This window comes from Lactococcus fujiensis JCM 16395, from assembly GCF_002441655.1.
GTDB classification, from domain to species: domain Bacteria; phylum Bacillota; class Bacilli; order Lactobacillales; family Streptococcaceae; genus Lactococcus; species Lactococcus fujiensis.
The window spans coordinates 39,327-54,511 of record NZ_JXJU01000009.1; the positions used below are offsets into that span (position 1 = coordinate 39,327).

14 protein-coding genes and 1 other RNA gene are annotated in these 15,185 nt (G+C 38.0%); 3 read left to right on the forward strand and 12 right to left on the reverse strand.

Annotation, left to right across the window (positions count from 1 at the left end):
• Positions 1-24: 24 nt before the first annotated feature.
• From RT41_RS07640 to RT41_RS07690, 11 genes are all read right to left on the reverse strand, one after another.
• The gene (locus RT41_RS07640) at positions 25-1,407 is read right to left on the reverse strand and encodes a glycoside hydrolase family 1 protein (protein ID WP_096818622.1); all 1,383 of its coding nucleotides are present in this window, start codon (positions 1,405-1,407) and stop codon (positions 25-27) included.
• A gap of 95 nt (positions 1,408-1,502) precedes the next feature.
• Positions 1,503-2,918 (reverse strand): PTS sugar transporter subunit IIC, encoded by a 1,416-nt coding sequence (locus tag RT41_RS07645; RefSeq protein ID WP_096818624.1) that lies wholly within the window; start codon positions 2,916-2,918, stop codon positions 1,503-1,505.
• Between the two features lie 179 nt (positions 2,919-3,097).
• Complete coding sequence (locus RT41_RS07650) at positions 3,098-3,844, reverse strand: MurR/RpiR family transcriptional regulator (RefSeq protein ID WP_054639318.1); 747 nt, start codon at positions 3,842-3,844, stop codon at positions 3,098-3,100.
• A 67-nt stretch (positions 3,845-3,911) separates the two neighbouring features.
• Complete coding sequence (leuS, locus tag RT41_RS07655; protein ID WP_054639319.1) at positions 3,912-6,419, reverse strand: leucine--tRNA ligase; 2,508 nt, start codon at positions 6,417-6,419, stop codon at positions 3,912-3,914.
• An 83-nt stretch (positions 6,420-6,502) separates the two neighbouring features.
• A complete protein-coding gene (locus tag RT41_RS07660) occupies positions 6,503-7,186 on the reverse strand; it encodes a helix-turn-helix domain-containing protein (protein WP_096818626.1) in 684 nt (227 codons plus the stop codon).
• A gap of 35 nt (positions 7,187-7,221) precedes the next feature.
• Positions 7,222-8,196 (reverse strand): ribose-phosphate diphosphokinase, encoded by a 975-nt coding sequence (locus RT41_RS07665; protein WP_096818628.1) that lies wholly within the window; start codon positions 8,194-8,196, stop codon positions 7,222-7,224.
• A 136-nt stretch (positions 8,197-8,332) separates the two neighbouring features.
• An RNA gene (ffs, locus tag RT41_RS07670) (signal recognition particle sRNA small type) lies at positions 8,333-8,418 on the reverse strand.
• Positions 8,419-8,422: 4 nt separating this feature from the next.
• Positions 8,423-8,917, reverse strand: a complete 495-nt coding sequence (gene tadA / locus RT41_RS07675; protein ID WP_096818736.1) for a tRNA adenosine(34) deaminase TadA — start codon at positions 8,915-8,917, stop codon at positions 8,423-8,425.
• The gene (locus tag RT41_RS07680; RefSeq protein WP_096818630.1) at positions 8,917-9,666 is read right to left on the reverse strand and encodes an MBL fold metallo-hydrolase; all 750 of its coding nucleotides are present in this window, start codon (positions 9,664-9,666) and stop codon (positions 8,917-8,919) included. Before RT41_RS07680 ends, tadA begins: the two co-directional genes overlap by 1 nt.
• 122 nt (positions 9,667-9,788) lie before the next feature.
• Positions 9,789-10,463 (reverse strand): YoaK family protein, encoded by a 675-nt coding sequence (locus RT41_RS07685; protein ID WP_096818631.1) that lies wholly within the window; start codon positions 10,461-10,463, stop codon positions 9,789-9,791.
• Positions 10,464-10,559: 96 nt separating this feature from the next.
• On the reverse strand, positions 10,560-11,042 hold the full coding sequence (locus RT41_RS07690; protein ID WP_096818634.1) for a phage tail protein: 483 nt from the start codon (positions 11,040-11,042) through the stop codon (positions 10,560-10,562).
• A gap of 168 nt (positions 11,043-11,210) precedes the next feature.
• Between RT41_RS07690 and RT41_RS07695 the strand changes: the two genes are divergently transcribed.
• The 3 genes from RT41_RS07695 (at position 11,211) to RT41_RS07705 (ending at position 14,310) form a co-directional block, all read left to right on the forward strand.
• Positions 11,211-11,429 carry a zinc ribbon domain-containing protein gene (locus RT41_RS07695; RefSeq protein ID WP_054639323.1) on the forward strand — a complete coding sequence of 73 codons (219 nt, stop codon included), beginning with the start codon at positions 11,211-11,213 and terminating at the stop codon, positions 11,427-11,429.
• A 117-nt stretch (positions 11,430-11,546) separates the two neighbouring features.
• Entirely contained in the window at positions 11,547-13,550 is a 2,004-nt protein-coding gene (locus RT41_RS07700) for an ABC transporter ATP-binding protein/permease (protein WP_096818636.1), read from the forward strand.
• A 136-nt stretch (positions 13,551-13,686) separates the two neighbouring features.
• Positions 13,687-14,310: a DedA family protein gene (locus RT41_RS07705; RefSeq protein ID WP_096818638.1), complete on the forward strand. Its 624-nt coding sequence runs from the start codon at positions 13,687-13,689 to the stop codon at positions 14,308-14,310.
• A 22-nt stretch (positions 14,311-14,332) separates the two neighbouring features.
• On the opposite strand, the gene RT41_RS07710 is transcribed toward RT41_RS07705, so the two are convergent.
• Positions 14,333-15,067, reverse strand: a complete 735-nt coding sequence (locus RT41_RS07710; protein ID WP_096818640.1) for a MarR family winged helix-turn-helix transcriptional regulator — start codon at positions 15,065-15,067, stop codon at positions 14,333-14,335.
• Between the last annotated feature and the right edge of the window lie 118 nt (positions 15,068-15,185).

A 15,185-nucleotide genomic window follows, 5' to 3' on the forward strand; every position in this document is an offset into this window, starting at 1 on the left:
GCTGACAGATTAAATTGTGAAAAATTAGTCAAGAGTATTACCATTTGTTTCTAAAATGCGCTTAAACCAATGGAAAGATTTTTTGGGAACACGTTTCAAATCAAGTAATTCATGGTTCGTCCGGTTTACGTAAACGGCTCCGTAACGCTTATTCATGTCGGCATGCGAGCTTGGAATATCAATTAACCCCCAACCTAAATAGCCAATTACATCAGCGCCATCAATAAAGATAGCATCTTTCATTGCTTGGATGTGTGCTCTGTGGTATTGAATACGCTGGTCATCTTGAATCTCATTTTGCCCGTCCCATTCTTCGTATAAACCAATCCCGTTTTCAATCGGGAAAATGGGAAGTCCAAATTGATTGTAGAGACGGGTGATTATATTTCTAAATCCTGTTGCATCAATTGTCCATTTCCAAGGACTGGCTGGTAAAGTTTCATCAAGACACAAACCTTCGTTCAAATAACGGTTCGGAGCTTCTCCTGCTGGAATCAGGGAAGCATCCAACAAGGCTGAGCGATAGTAAGAGAATGAAATAAAGTCAGCTTTTCCTGCAGCTAATATTGCATCATCTTCTCCACTCAGATAGTCCATATCAATCTTATTATTTTTAACAAATGTCATTACTTCATTAGAGTAACGACCATAAGTATAAACATCACAAAGATTCTGATAGAGAAATTCTTCTTGTTTACGAACGGCCAAATTATCTGCTGGTGCGGTTGACGCTGGATAAATCTCGGTGTACGCCACCATACCACCAATTTTTGCGGTCTGATCAAATTTATGTAAATAAGCGCTGATTTCGCAGTGAGCAAGCATAGTATGGTGGAAAATCGCATATAAATCGGAGAGGCTACGATCCCCCTTCTCATATCCCGAAATCTGAAATGTTTCATCTGTGAAGTATAAATTATGTTCATTAAAAACAATCCAATATTTAACACGAGATGAAAAACGACGTATCATTTCTTTCCCAAAGGAAACAAACGCATCTTTAACATGGCGACTCAGGAAACCGTTGTATTTTTCAGCTAAAGCAAGTGGCATATCGAAATGATATAAACAAATCATTGGTTCGATACCACGGGCAAGTAAATCGTCAATTAAGCGGCTATAAAATTCAATTCCCTCCTCATTGAATGCCCCATCTCCAGTTGGACAAACACGGGACCATGAAATTTGGAAACGATACATGTTCATGTTCATTTCTTTCATTAAGTCAAGGTCTTTTTCATAATCATGAAAATTATCAATCGCAACGTGCCAATCCATCGTATGATCGGTTGCAGAGCGAATATCATAAACGGAAAGGCCTTTTCCACCTTCGTTCCAACCTCCCTCGGTTTGCATTGAAGAGGTCGAATTCCCCCAGAAAAAATTTTTTGGCATTTCTTTGTTCATGAATGTTCTCTTTTCTAATATTTTGACGTCATCTTTACGTTAATTAACGGATATAATCGACAAAAAGTCTGTCATTACTGACAGGCCGATTTGCCTTATGCAACAATTTCTTCTTCATTTTCAGCTTCTTGTTCAAGAAGCATTTTGTCATATTTCCGAGCGAAAGGCAAATAAATCAAAATTGACTCTGTTAGTGCAACTATTTGAAGGACTGCATATTGCCAACCCCCAATTAAGAAACCTGAAATAATTGGTGGCGTTGTCCATGGTGCAGCTACACCGTTCATTGGAGGAACGATGCCAAAATAGATTGCACCATAAACTGTTGCCGAAACCACGACAGGCACAAGGAAGAATGGAAGTGCTAAAACAGGGTTCATTACCATTGGTAGGCCAAATAAGAAGGGTTCATTAATATTGAAAACTCCTGGTACCATTTCAACTTTACCAATTGATTTCATTTGTTGAGATTTTGCAAAGAACAGTGTGAAGACAATTAATCCAAACGTTATTCCTGAACCAGACAAGTTAATAAAATTATTATAAAACTCATTGGTAACGATATGTGCACCATTGGCCAGTGTTAATTTGTGTGCTTGATATAGGGTTGCATTTGCTGCTGTATTAGGAATCAAAAATGCTGATGTAATTGCTCCCATGATGATTCCACCATGAACTCCAAAGAACCAGAAGAATGGTACAAGTAAAGCAATTACGATAATACCACCGAATGAATCTCCAAGGCCTTGTAAAGGAACAGAGAGCCAGTGGTAGATAAATGTCACAAGATCAGTATGTCCTAATTTATTAAACAAGGCGTAGATTACTGTCGCTACAATGATGATGACCCCTGATGGAATCATGGATGTAAATTGATTAGCAACATTGGCTGGAACTTGTTCTGGAAGCTTGATTTTCCAGCCCGCACGCATCATCGATGTGTAAGCCCAACCTGTCAGAATACCAATGACAATGGCTGCAATCATCCCTTGGCCACCTTGCCATGAAAGGTTTAAGACTCCCGAAACTGGATTATTCAAGAAAACTTGCATGGCATCAGGCAATTTTTCAAATGCTGCTGTCGCTTGATTTCCAGTTAAATTACCAATTCCAGATGCTTCTTTTCCTGTTGAAAGAGCAGCTGTAATTGGATTTGCAACAGATAACGATTGGACAATAAAGAATGCTGATAGAGAAGTTAACCCAGCTTGTAAAGCAACATCTCCGAATTCTGTCTCCTTAACATAAGAGTATCCAATTCCGATTGCAGCCCAAATGGCTAAAATCCCAAAAGACATATTGAATGCTTGGCTAAATACAGCAGACCAACCATTTACGGATAACCAATTTGCAACAGATGGAATCGGCAAATTTGATAAAATTAGGAAAATTGACCCAACGATAATGAATGGCATGGCATAAAGCATCCCATTCTTCAATGCTGTCACTGCCTTGGTGTTGACAAATTTCATCACCGGCGGTAACACTTTGTCATTTATGAAATGATTCATAAATAAGACCTCCATATAATAATAAATGTAGAGAAAATTCGCCAGGTCAAATCTTCTCAAAGACTGATAAATAATTATTTATAATATAATAATACCCCATACAATAAATTTTGCAAGGGGTTTCTTAATTTTTGTAACAGGTTACAAGAATGGTTACATCCTCAATGTGCAACTCAAGATTATTCTTTATTTTCAGTCGCTTGATGTGCCAAAATTTCAAGTAAAGCTAGGACCGGGAGTTGCGTGGTCAAATTTTCCAAGGGATCATATTCGGAAAATTCTGTTTGGAAATTATAGGTCAAATTTACCGTTGATAATTTTGAAACGGTTGTATTTTCCTCATTCGTGATTGAAATAATTTTCGCCGTATCTTCCTCACGTAATTTCATCATCCGCTCAACAATTTTGTCCGTTTCTCCTGATGCAGATAAAATTATCGTGAGTAAATCAACAGCTCCTTTGCCTTTAATTGCCTGATATGGATCCGAAATAGAGTAACTTTCCAAGCCAATATTTGAAAAGTAACGCGCCCCGTACTCCGCTAATGCCCCCGAAGTTCCTAATCCAATAAAAACGATGTAACGTGCCGATTTTATCAATTGAACTGCAGCTGACATTTTTTCTCCATATTTCGCTTCACTAATTGAGCGCAAAAATAAGTCTAGCTGAACCAGATTTTCATAATAATTGACCGGAACCTCAGAAACTTGAGTATTATTTTTCAGGTAATATCGCAAATCAGCCCAGCCATGAAAACCTAATTTATTTGCCGTTCGCATGACCGTAGCCGTTGATACATGGACTTTTTCAGCACAATCACGTACCGTTAAATTTTTGGCTTCCTCAAGATTGGACAAAATATAATTAAAAACAGAGCTTTCTAATTCATTCAACGTTCTTACTTTTTCAGGAATAAAATTAATCATCAGACCACCTTTTCTAGTTTTATTGTATCAAAAAAGTCTTGCCATGAGAGACAAAGACTTATTTCATTTATTTTACAACAATGTTAACTAATTTATTCGGCACTGCAATAACTTTCACAATATCTCCCTTGATTTGGTCGGCAACAGCTTTTTGCCCGAGCTTAGCCAATTCGTCACGCGAAATATCTTTTGCAATTTTAATTTTTGCCTTCAATTTTCCATTAACTTGAACAACTATTTCAACTTCTGACTCTACTAATTTTGCAGCATCAAATGTTGGCCAAGTAACATATGAAATCCCCGCTGTTTGTCCTAATTTAACCCACAGTTCTTCAGCAATATGAGGAGCAAATGGGGCAAGCAATTGAACAAATCCTTTCGCATATTCAAGAGGCAATTTGTCTACTTTATTTGAAGCATTCACGAAAATCATCAATTGTGAGATGGCTGTGTTGAAAAGCATATGCTCAAGTCGTTCTGTAACATTTTTAACTGTTTCGTGATATATTTTATCGAGTTTGCCATCATTTTCAGATACAACTTTTTCAGAATCAATCAAACGCACAACACGATCCAAGAATTTACGCGCCCCTTCTAGTCCCTCTTCAGACCAAGCAATACTCGCATCAAGAGGTCCCATGAACATTTCATAAACACGTAAAGTATCTGCTCCATAGCGCTCGACAACATCATCTGGATTAACAACATTTTTGAGCGATTTAGACATCTTCGCTGGAGCTTGTTCTAATTCTTCACCTGTTTCGATGTTAAAGAATAAGCCATCACGTTTTTCAACTTTATCCGTTGCTACAAGCGCGCCACGGTGGTCACGATAGGATGTTCCCAAAATCATTCCTTGATTAAAAAGCTTTTGGAAAGGTTCTTTCGTAGGGACAATTCCTAAATCGTATAAGAATTTATGCCAGAAACGGGCATAAAGCAAATGAAGCACTGCATGCTCTGCTCCACCAACATAAATATCGACTGGTAGCCATTGTTTCAAGAGTTCAGGATCAGCAAGGGCCTTATCATTATGTGGGTCAATGTAACGAAGGTAGTACCAAGATGAACCGGCCCATTGTGGCATGGTATTTGTTTCACGACGGCCTTTAACACCATCTTCACGTGTTACAGTAAGCCAATCTGTCAAATTCGCCAAAGGTGATTCTCCAGTGCCAGAAGGTTTGATGTCAGAGGTTACTGGTAAGACAAGTGGCAAATCACTTTCAGGAACAGCTGTTGAAGTCCCGTCTTCCCAATGAATAATTGGAATTGGTTCTCCCCAATAACGTTGGCGAGAGAAGAGCCAGTCGCGCAATTTATAAGTTACTTTTTTTGTTCCTACTTTATTTTCTTCAAGCCAATCAACCATTTTTGCAATGGCCTCTGCTTTATTAAGGCCATCAAGGAAATCTGAGTTGATGTGGCGCCCATCTGCTGTAAATGGTTCTTTTTGAACATCGATCGCAGAACCTTGACCGTCTTCTCCTTCGAGGACTGGAATAATATTAAGATTGTAAACTTTCGCAAATTCCCAGTCACGCTCATCATGGGCAGGAACAGCCATAATTGCACCATGCCCATAAGTTGCCAAAACATAATCGGCAATCCAAATTGGAACTTCTTTTCCGTTAACAGGGTTTATCGCATAAGAACCAGTCCAAACACCAGTCTTTTCTTTGGCCAGATCGGTACGAGCCAAGTCAGATTTAAGACTTGCTTGACGCTTATATTCGGCAACTGCATTTGCCTGTTCCGCAGTCGTAACTGCTTCAACCAAATCGTGCTCTGGCGCAAGAACACAGTAAGTTGCTCCAAAAAGAGTATCAGGACGAGTTGTGAAAACAGTAAATTCTTCATCTGATTGAGCAACTTTAAAAGTCACATCTGCACCAGTTGACTTACCAATCCAATTACGTTGCATTTCTTTGATTGATTCAGGCCAATCTAATTCATCTAAATCATCAAGCAATCGGTCAGCATATGCCGTTATTTTCAAAATCCATTGACGCATGGGTTTACGCACTACTGGATAGCCTCCACGTTCAGAAGTGCCGTCAGGTAGCACTTCTTCATTGGCAATTGCAGTCCCAAGCTCTTCAACCCAGTTGACCGGAACTTGAGCTTCATAGGCCAAGCCCTTTTCATACATTTTAGTAAAGATCCATTGCGTCCATTTGTAAAAATTAGGATCTGTTGTGTTAACTTCACGATCCCAATCATAAGAGAAACCAAGACTATTGATTTGACGTTTAAAATTGGCAATATTTTCCGCAGTGAACCCTGCTGGGTCATGCCCAGTACTCATGGCATAATTTTCAGCAGGCAAGCCGAACGCATCCCAGCCCATTGGATGCAAGACATTAAAACCTTGTGCGCGTTTATAGCGCGAAAGGATATCTGTTGCTGTGTAGCCTTCTGGGTGGCCTACATGTAAGCCTGCACCTGAAGGGTAAGGAAACATATCTAGCGCATAAAACTTAGGACTATTTTTGTCTGTTTTGGTGCGGAAAGTTTCATTATCTGCCCAATATTTTTGCCATTTGGCTTCTATTTCTTGATGGTTATATTCCATAACTTCTCCAACATTTTCTGAATTATTGTGAATATTATTATTATAGCAGAAAAATCCGTGCTTGGCTCGGATTTTTATAGGCTCTAAAGCAAATTATAAGCGAGAATTAAATCACTTCCCATAAGCTGCAGACCATATTTCTGCTCGAATTTTTTAATTTTATTTAATAAGGTATTTCGATGAACATATAATAGTTTTGCTGCTTGAGCTTGGTTACCAGAGGTTTGATAGAGGCTCTTAACTAAGTGCTGGTCTTCAATATTTTCTTTTAGACGATACTGGATTTTTTTTAACATTGGACTCGAATGAACTTTCAAACTTTTAGAAATCAGCATTTCACTATAAGATTGACCCTGTTCAAAAGCCATTTTTTCTTCAAAATAGAGTGATTTAAGGTCATCACGTTCAACAAAGAAGCCCACATATGCATGAATGTGCTCGCCGGTATCTTGGCTCAGCGTTTTCAACACATCAAAAAGCTCTGATTTGGTCAGATTTTCCCCTGAAAATTGCTCGATTACCAACTGTTCTTCCTGATTAACCCTAATCAAGTCTGGTAACAATAATTTTAGTGTTGTTGATAATTCTAAAAAACTATTGCTCTTAAATTGAATAATTCGGTAAATGCCATTTCCCAAAGTATGAAAATCCATTTCTTGTTGCTCATTATTCAAAAGCGCAAGCATCTGCTGCTCCCTTTGGGTTAAATTTACTTTATCGACATGTTCATATAGGCGGCGTATTGCTCGAATTTGTTCTTTTTCCATATTTTTAAAAAAGCGACCAGCGGCCGCTCGAATACTTAGATATTTTCAGATGGACGACGTAATTCATAAAGTGGTGACAAGGGACGTTTTTCATGAATACGAATAATGGCATCTGCGAGCAAATTAGCGATTGATAATTGAACAATCTTATCGCTCTTACGTTCTTCTGGAATTTGAATTGTATCTAAAACGACAAGTTTTGTAATTGCAGATTTTTCGATACGTTCAATTGCAGGTCCTGAAAGTACGGCATGAGTACATGAGGCATAGACTTCTGTCGCCCCTAATTCCTTGAGTGCGTTAGCAGCTAAAGTAATTGTACCAGCTGTATCAATCATATCGTCAATCAAAATACATTTCTTGCCTTTAACATCACCAATAATATTCATAATTTCGGCTACATTTGCGCGTGGACGACGTTTATCAATAATCGCAAGAGGTGTCTTCAAGAAAGATGCCAATTTACGAGCACGGCCAACCCCACCGTGGTCAGGAGAAACAACAACCACATCATCACCAGTTGCAACGAAATTACGTTTGAAATATTCAGCAATTAAAGGCGAACCCATCAAATGATCAACAGGGATATTAAAGAACCCTTGAATTTGAGGCGCATGGAGGTCAAAAGTAATTAAACGGTCAGCACCGGCAATTTGAATCATGTTTGCCACAAGTTTTGATGTTATTGGTTCACGTGCGCGGGCCTTACGGTCTTGACGAGCATAGCCATAATAAGGCATCACAATGTTAATTGAGGCAGCACTAGCGCGACGTAGAGTATCCATCATAATTAACAATTCCATTAAATTTTCATTCACTGGTGCACTTGTTGATTGTAGAACGAATACATGTTCTCCGCGGACACTTTCATCAATATGTATTTCTGTTTCGCCATCAGAATAAGTTCTAATGGTCGCTTTCCCAAGCTCAATTCCAATTTCCTTAGCAACTTTTTTTGCTAATTCTTGATTGGAAGAGAGCGCAAACAACTTCAAATTTGAATACGACATGAAGGGCCTTTCTTTAATTCCAAATAGATATTTCTATTTTACCTTAAAAATGCTATTTTTTCAAACCTTCTTCACCCTCGTATTGAAAACGTAACTTTTGTAAAGATTATCAATTTTTCAAAACGTTGTGTAAAAAACAAAAAAAGAGCACATAAGCCTCATACTTAGTGCTGCTACCGTCAGGTCCTGACACGCTTCGTAAGGGACTTATTGCTCCATAAAATAATTATATCATATTTTTTTTCTTTTTCAACTTTTTACGGCGCTCACGGAAAAATTGTTGCATGATATCAGCGCATTCCCCTTCAAGAATTCCAGATTCAACTTGGACTTGATGGTTCAATCGTTCATCTTCAAGAATATGGTACAAACTGACCGTTCCGCCAAATTTTGGATTTGTTGCCCCAAAATAAACATGTGAAAGACGGGCCAGGCCAATCGCACCTGCACACATGACACAAGGTTCAATCGTAACAAAGAGTGAGCAATCAATCAGACGCCAATTTCCGACAACTTCATTGGCTATCTCGATGGCACAAATTTCCGCATGGTGGGTTGCTTTTTCATCTAGTTCTCGACGGTTAAATGATCGCGCGATGATTTTTTTATCTTTAACAATGACGACACCAATAGGGACTTCTTCATTGCTTGCTGCTTTATTGGCCTCTTTCAAGGCCTCTTTCATATAAAACTCTTTTTCTTCTTGGGTAAACTCTTGCATCAAAGTTGCCATTTCTGGTGTGGTTGGGCCAATTCCACTGGAACTGTTTGCGCAGCATTTTGTGCCTCTTCTCGAAGCGTATTTAGGTCTCCAAATTGAGGCAAGTGGGTCAAAATCAGTTTTTTAACCCCTGCGGCCTTTGCAATTTCACCTGCCTCAACTGACGAAAGGTGATTAGGCATTCTGTGTTTTTCCTTGAAAAAATAAACGTCAGCCAAAAGAACATCCGCGCCTTTGGAAAAATTTATCAAATCATCAAAGTACCCTGTATCTCCAGTATAAACGAGGATTTGTCCCGTTCGTCGTTCAACAATTCTCATCGCGTAATTAATGACAGGATGAACCATTTTTAAGAAAGTGATATCAAATGGCCCCATTTTCAAACCTTTTTCGACATCATAAGCGCGCCCTTCAGACACCCCGTCTAATGTCAATTTGGCAAATTCATTTTTATTTTCGGCATGGGCATAAATGGGCAGAAGCATGCCATCCCAGCCCTCTTGTCCAATCGGGAAAAGCTGTCTGTACTGACGTAAGGCACCCAGATCAGCGATATGATCCTCATGATAATGACTTAATATAACTGCATCCAATTGCGTGGGTTGCAATTCATGCTCAAGCTCGGTCACGGCACGTGAACCGCAATCGATTAGAAGATTATAGCCAGATTTACTTTGCAATAAATAACTCGTTGTCCCTGCATCTCGGGTGGGATAACCGCCCCAAACACCCAAAGCTGTTAATTTCATTTCTCGCCTCCTCTGTATTTTTCTTAATTAATTATAACAAATTATAGACTGTTTTTGCACTATTGCCACTGCTTCAGCGTGGAGAGTAACAAAAAAGCTCATGAAAACATGAGCTCTCAAACTTAAATATTTTCTGTCCGGTAAATGACAAAAACGATAAAATAAATCACACAAACACCCAATAGTGTCCAGACACCAAAAATATTACCTAGAACAGTGGCTAAAAATGCACCGATAAAGAAAGTCGGAATGATTGCTCCCAGAACGCGAACGGCGTGCAGGTATTTTTTATCTTTGGTTAAAAACCATTGAGCTAAACTGACAGAAAAGTTCTTGATGTTACCTGTTGTGAAAACTGAGGTATAACCTAATCCATGTGCACGATTAAAAGTATCAAATTGGATTGCCATAAAAAATGATAGAATTCCAACAAAAATTGAATTTGGTATTCTTAAAAAAGTATCATACATACTTCCATACAAGACAGCAAATACTGTCAATCCGACCAATTGAACACTCAGCATATATAGGGCGTCAAACTTCCCTCTTTTAACTAAATAATTAGAGTAAAAAACTTTAAAAATGACTCCAGCCATAAAAAAGAAGATGGGAATTGCAAAATCCCAAAATTTTACAATGTTACCTTGAGCTAAGTAAATACCGGCTTGCATGACGTTTCCTGTTTGTGCACCCGCAAATCGTTCATCATAATGAAAAAAAGTGTACCCGTCCATAAAGCCAGAACTCATCGCCATTAATAAGGCCACACGTAATTTCTCACGTACTTCTGTCTTCAATATATCCCCTCCTCCGGAATCCTTTCCTTTATTATATCAAAATTTAACAATCCTTGACCTGATATGAATGAAAATAAAAAAGCAGACACTCTGCTTTCATAACCATTCTTTCTTCAAAGTAAAGAAACTTCCACGGATTTCACCAGCTAATTTGGAACGTTGACGTGCAAATTTGAATTTGCCCTCAAGTTCGGTTGGTACCTCCATCCCTAAAGACAACTTAATACCAACAGCACGCTTAGGCTTCTTCCCTTCTTGAAGAGCCATTTTTTCATACAGGACATTAAGGACCATGCCATTTTCATAGTAAAACTCTGGCCAATAAAGTTGCTCATCTTCATAAACAGCAACTTCTAAAATTGGTGAAGAAAAAACTAATTCACGTTCTTCCAGCAAAATCTTATTAAGCCAGTCGATCTCCTTTTTCATTTCATCAGCAGGGTAGGTGAGATATTCAAATTTGTACTTATTCCAAAAATACCTTGCTTCATTTGCACGTAATCCTGCAAGATTTTCAGCATTTGGTGAGCTTTCTAAACCGGTTGTTTCAACATTTTTAAAATTAACTTGATATGCCATATAATTTTCCTCATTTTTTATCTTTTATCTTTTATTTTTAATCATTATATCATTTTTCCAAAAAAGTGAACATTTGAACTATTTTTTACTAAATTAATGGATATGGTTGATTATTTTTTTTTGAATAGGTTATAATGGAATTAGAAAAAGAAAGAGAGAGGTCATGTCATGAACGGTTACGAACGTCAATTTACTTGCGAAAAATGTGGAAATCATACCTTTGAGCAAGATCAATTCCAATCAACTGGTGGAGAGTTCTCCAAGCTTTTCAACGTCCAAAATAAGAAATTCATTACAATATCTTGTTCGCAATGTGGTTTTACTGAACTTTATAAGGCCAAAACAAGCACTGGAATGAACGTTCTAGACTTTTTACTCAATGGATAAAACGAAAATCAGCCTTAAGTCTTATTCAGCCTTAAGGTTTTAATGTTATCATTAGGATGGATTTCGTCCATTAATTGAAAAACATCTCCTATACATGCAAAACTAGAAAAGAGCTTTATGTCAGTTTTAGAACTTAAAAATATTAAAAAATCATATTTCTTGGGAAAAGAAGAATTCCCTGTTCTCAAGGGAATTGATTTACAAATTGAACGCGGTGAATTCGTAAGTCTTCTTGGTGAATCTGGAGGCGGTAAATCAACATTGATGAATATTATCGGTGGCTTAGATCGCGAATACGATGGCGATGTTATCGTCGATGGTCTTGTTCAAAGAGCAAAAAAAGAAAAAGCGATGGATGCTTACCGACGCGAGACAATTGGCTTTATTTTTCAATCCTTCAATCTCGTATCTTATTTATCTGTTCTTGACAATATCATGATCAGTTTGAAAATGACTGCTTTAACCGAAAAAGAACGTCATGCACGTGCAATAGAATTGACAAAACAAGTTGGACTCTATGAGCATCGGAAGAAAAAACCTGCGCAACTATCAGGGGGACAAAAACAAAGAGTAGCCATCGCGCGTGCCCTAGCCTCAGATCCAGAAATTATCTTGGCCGATGAACCAACTGGCGCACTTGATTCCCAAAATACAAGAGAAGTTTTGGCTTTATTGAGAGATATCGCGCAATCAGGTAAAACAGTCATTGTTGTAACGCACTCTCAGGAAGTAGCTGAATATGGCACTCGTATTATTCATTTGGCCGACGGGGTTATCACTGGTGACGAAAGAATTAAACCCGCTTATCCAGCACTTGAACATGACCGAATCAAATCAAAAGCACTTTCTCTTGCCGATACATTTAAAACGGCTTTCCAACATTTTACGAATGCATGGAAAATTAATTTGCTCATTGCAATCGGCACAGCAATTGGTTTATTCTCTGTCATCTTCTTCCTTGGCCTTGGGAATGGCGCGACCAAGTATATGAACCACATGATTACGTCCAATGTCAATCCAAATATCGTGACTGTTTTCAAGAGAACGACAACCGATAATGCTGTTGCGAACACCGAAGCACTTCGGCAGGCGCAAGAAAATTTAGGAGCTACGGACAATCTACTTGATTCAAACCATCTTAACAGTTTAAAAGATGCAAAATACGTAACAAAAGTTGAACCTGCTTATTCAATAAGCGGTTTAACAACAATGAAATATGATTCTACAACGAAAACAGGACTTTATTCAATCACAACATGGAACGCATCCAATATTAATGACTCCTATGTCAAAGGCAATAAGCCAGAAAATGGTGAAATTGCACTTTATGAAAAAGATGCAAAAGCGTTAAATAATGATTATAAATCCTTAATTGGTCAATCAATCTCAATTACATTCACTGCAAAGACATCATCGAATAGTAATGTGGAAGTAACCAAATCTCTCAAAGTGTCGGGAATTTTGAAAAATCCTGATAGCGCTGGTGCTGGAGGGGGAGCTGCAAGTTCAGTTATCATGACTGCATCAACTTTGAAATCTTCTTTAAGTGCTGCTGGTGCTGATTCTGATGCCGCATATGCCGTTGTCTCAGTTGATAAAGTCGATCATGTCAAATCTGCCGCACAAACAATCCAAAAGATAAAAATTGATGGAAACAAAGCCTTCGCAACGTTTAATATGGGATCCATTCTTGACACATTAACGAATATAACAAATATTGTCAGCTACGTACTTGCTGCAATTGCAGGAATTAGTCTGATCGTATCTATTTTCATGATTGTTGTGACCACTTACATGTCCGTTGCTGAACGAACAAAAGAAATTGGGGTTATTCGTGCGCTTGGTGGACGCCGTAAAGATATTTCACGTTTGTTTACTTTTGAAAGTTTGATTTTAGGACTTCCATCTGCAATCATCGCCATTTTGGCTGCATTCTTGGGCGAATTTATTATTAATAAGGCCCTCTCAGGTTTCCTTGACGGTGTCAGTATCGTTCAAATTTCTATCGGTCACTTGATTTTCGCTGTCATCGTTGCTGTGTTAATTGCTCTATTTGCCAGTCTCGCACCAAGTGGACGCGCAGCTCGACTTAATACAATTGAAGCATTAGCCGCAGAATAACATTATTTTATGCCCATTTTAAGTTATATTGAATATAATATAATTTAATTAATAAAAATAGACCTTGCCAAAGACAAAGCCTATTTTTTTGGCCCGTTGATATATATTTTTATACATAACGCTTTTAGGAGAACCCATGCAAGAACTTATTATACAGATTATGAATCAGTTTGGCTATATTGGTGTAGCTTTTCTAATCATGATTGAGAATGTCTTTCCCCCAATCCCATCCGAAGTGATTTTAACATTTGGTGGTTTCATGACGACTTACAGTAATCTTGGAGTCTGGCAAATGATCCTCGCCGCCACAATTGGATCAGTTTTAGGTGCAATCATTCTCTATTATATTGGTCGTGTTTTAAATGTTGACCGATTAGAGCAATTAATGTCTGGACGCCTTGGTAAATTCTTACGATTAAAAAAAGGAGACATCAAAAATGCAGAACAATGGTTTATGAAAAGAGGTTACATGACCATCTTCTTCTGTCGCTTTATTCCATTGATTCGTAGCCTTATTTCTATTCCTGCAGGGTCGGCAAAAATGAAACTTCCTCACTTTTTGATTTTGACAACCTTAGGAACATTGATTTGGAATATTGTTCTCGTCTTTCTAGGCCGTACAGTGGGCGATAATTGGGAATCCATCGCAGCAATTCTTGATACATACTCCAATTATACCGTCATAGCATTAGGGTTACTTGCTACTGGCTTCGTCTTATACTTCCTGAGAAAAAGAGTGTTTGTAACAAATAAAAAATAAAAAAAGAGTGCGAACTCTTTTTTTAAAACTCATTCCATTCTTCAGATTCTTTTTTAGAATTTTTTGCATTTTTAGAATCGCGATAAGGCCACCGTGAATCAAGACTATTATTTTGCCTTTCTTTAAAAATTGATTCTTGATTCCCATGATGAATTTCCTCACCCATTTTTCGCATATCTGCGACAGCCCGATTGCTCACTTTTCGCATTTGTTCGGCGAAATCATGCATTTCGATTGGAGAAAATTGAAAAGGGAATCGCCCACCCTTCATACCAAAAAGTGAGAAATCAATGTTTTCACAATCAAATTTTTCATCTTTATTTGCCTCAACAAGCTTATTAATTAATTTATCGAGCTGAACTTGTTCTTCATCAGTTAAAACATCAAAAATTTCCTTGCCTATATTATCTCTGAAATCAATACGTTTTTCGTATGCTAAACGGCCTTTCTTTGTCAAATAGACTCGACTCACCCGCTTGTCATTTTCGTCTTGTCGTCGTTCCACATAGCCATCCTCCTCCAAGTTCTTAACTTGGGCCGTAACACTGGAGGGCTTTATGTCTAGTTGTTCAGAAATTTCCGAGTTTGTCAGACCGTCCTGAATCCAGAGCTCAACCATCAAACCCTGTGCACCATTTCGTTTCCCGCGATTCTTCAATTTTTCTGACAACATTTCCATGTGAAGTGCTGTCATAAACCGAGGACTATGTAATAATCTAGAAAAGAGTTGCAGTAGTTCATTTGTTTTTTCAGACATTTATTTGTACCTTAGTTTTCACAATTTTAGTTAGTTTAACATTATTGATTCTAACAAAATTAATTATAATGGCTTTAATTAGTTTTGTCAATAGAAAACTAAACATAAAAGAAAATCA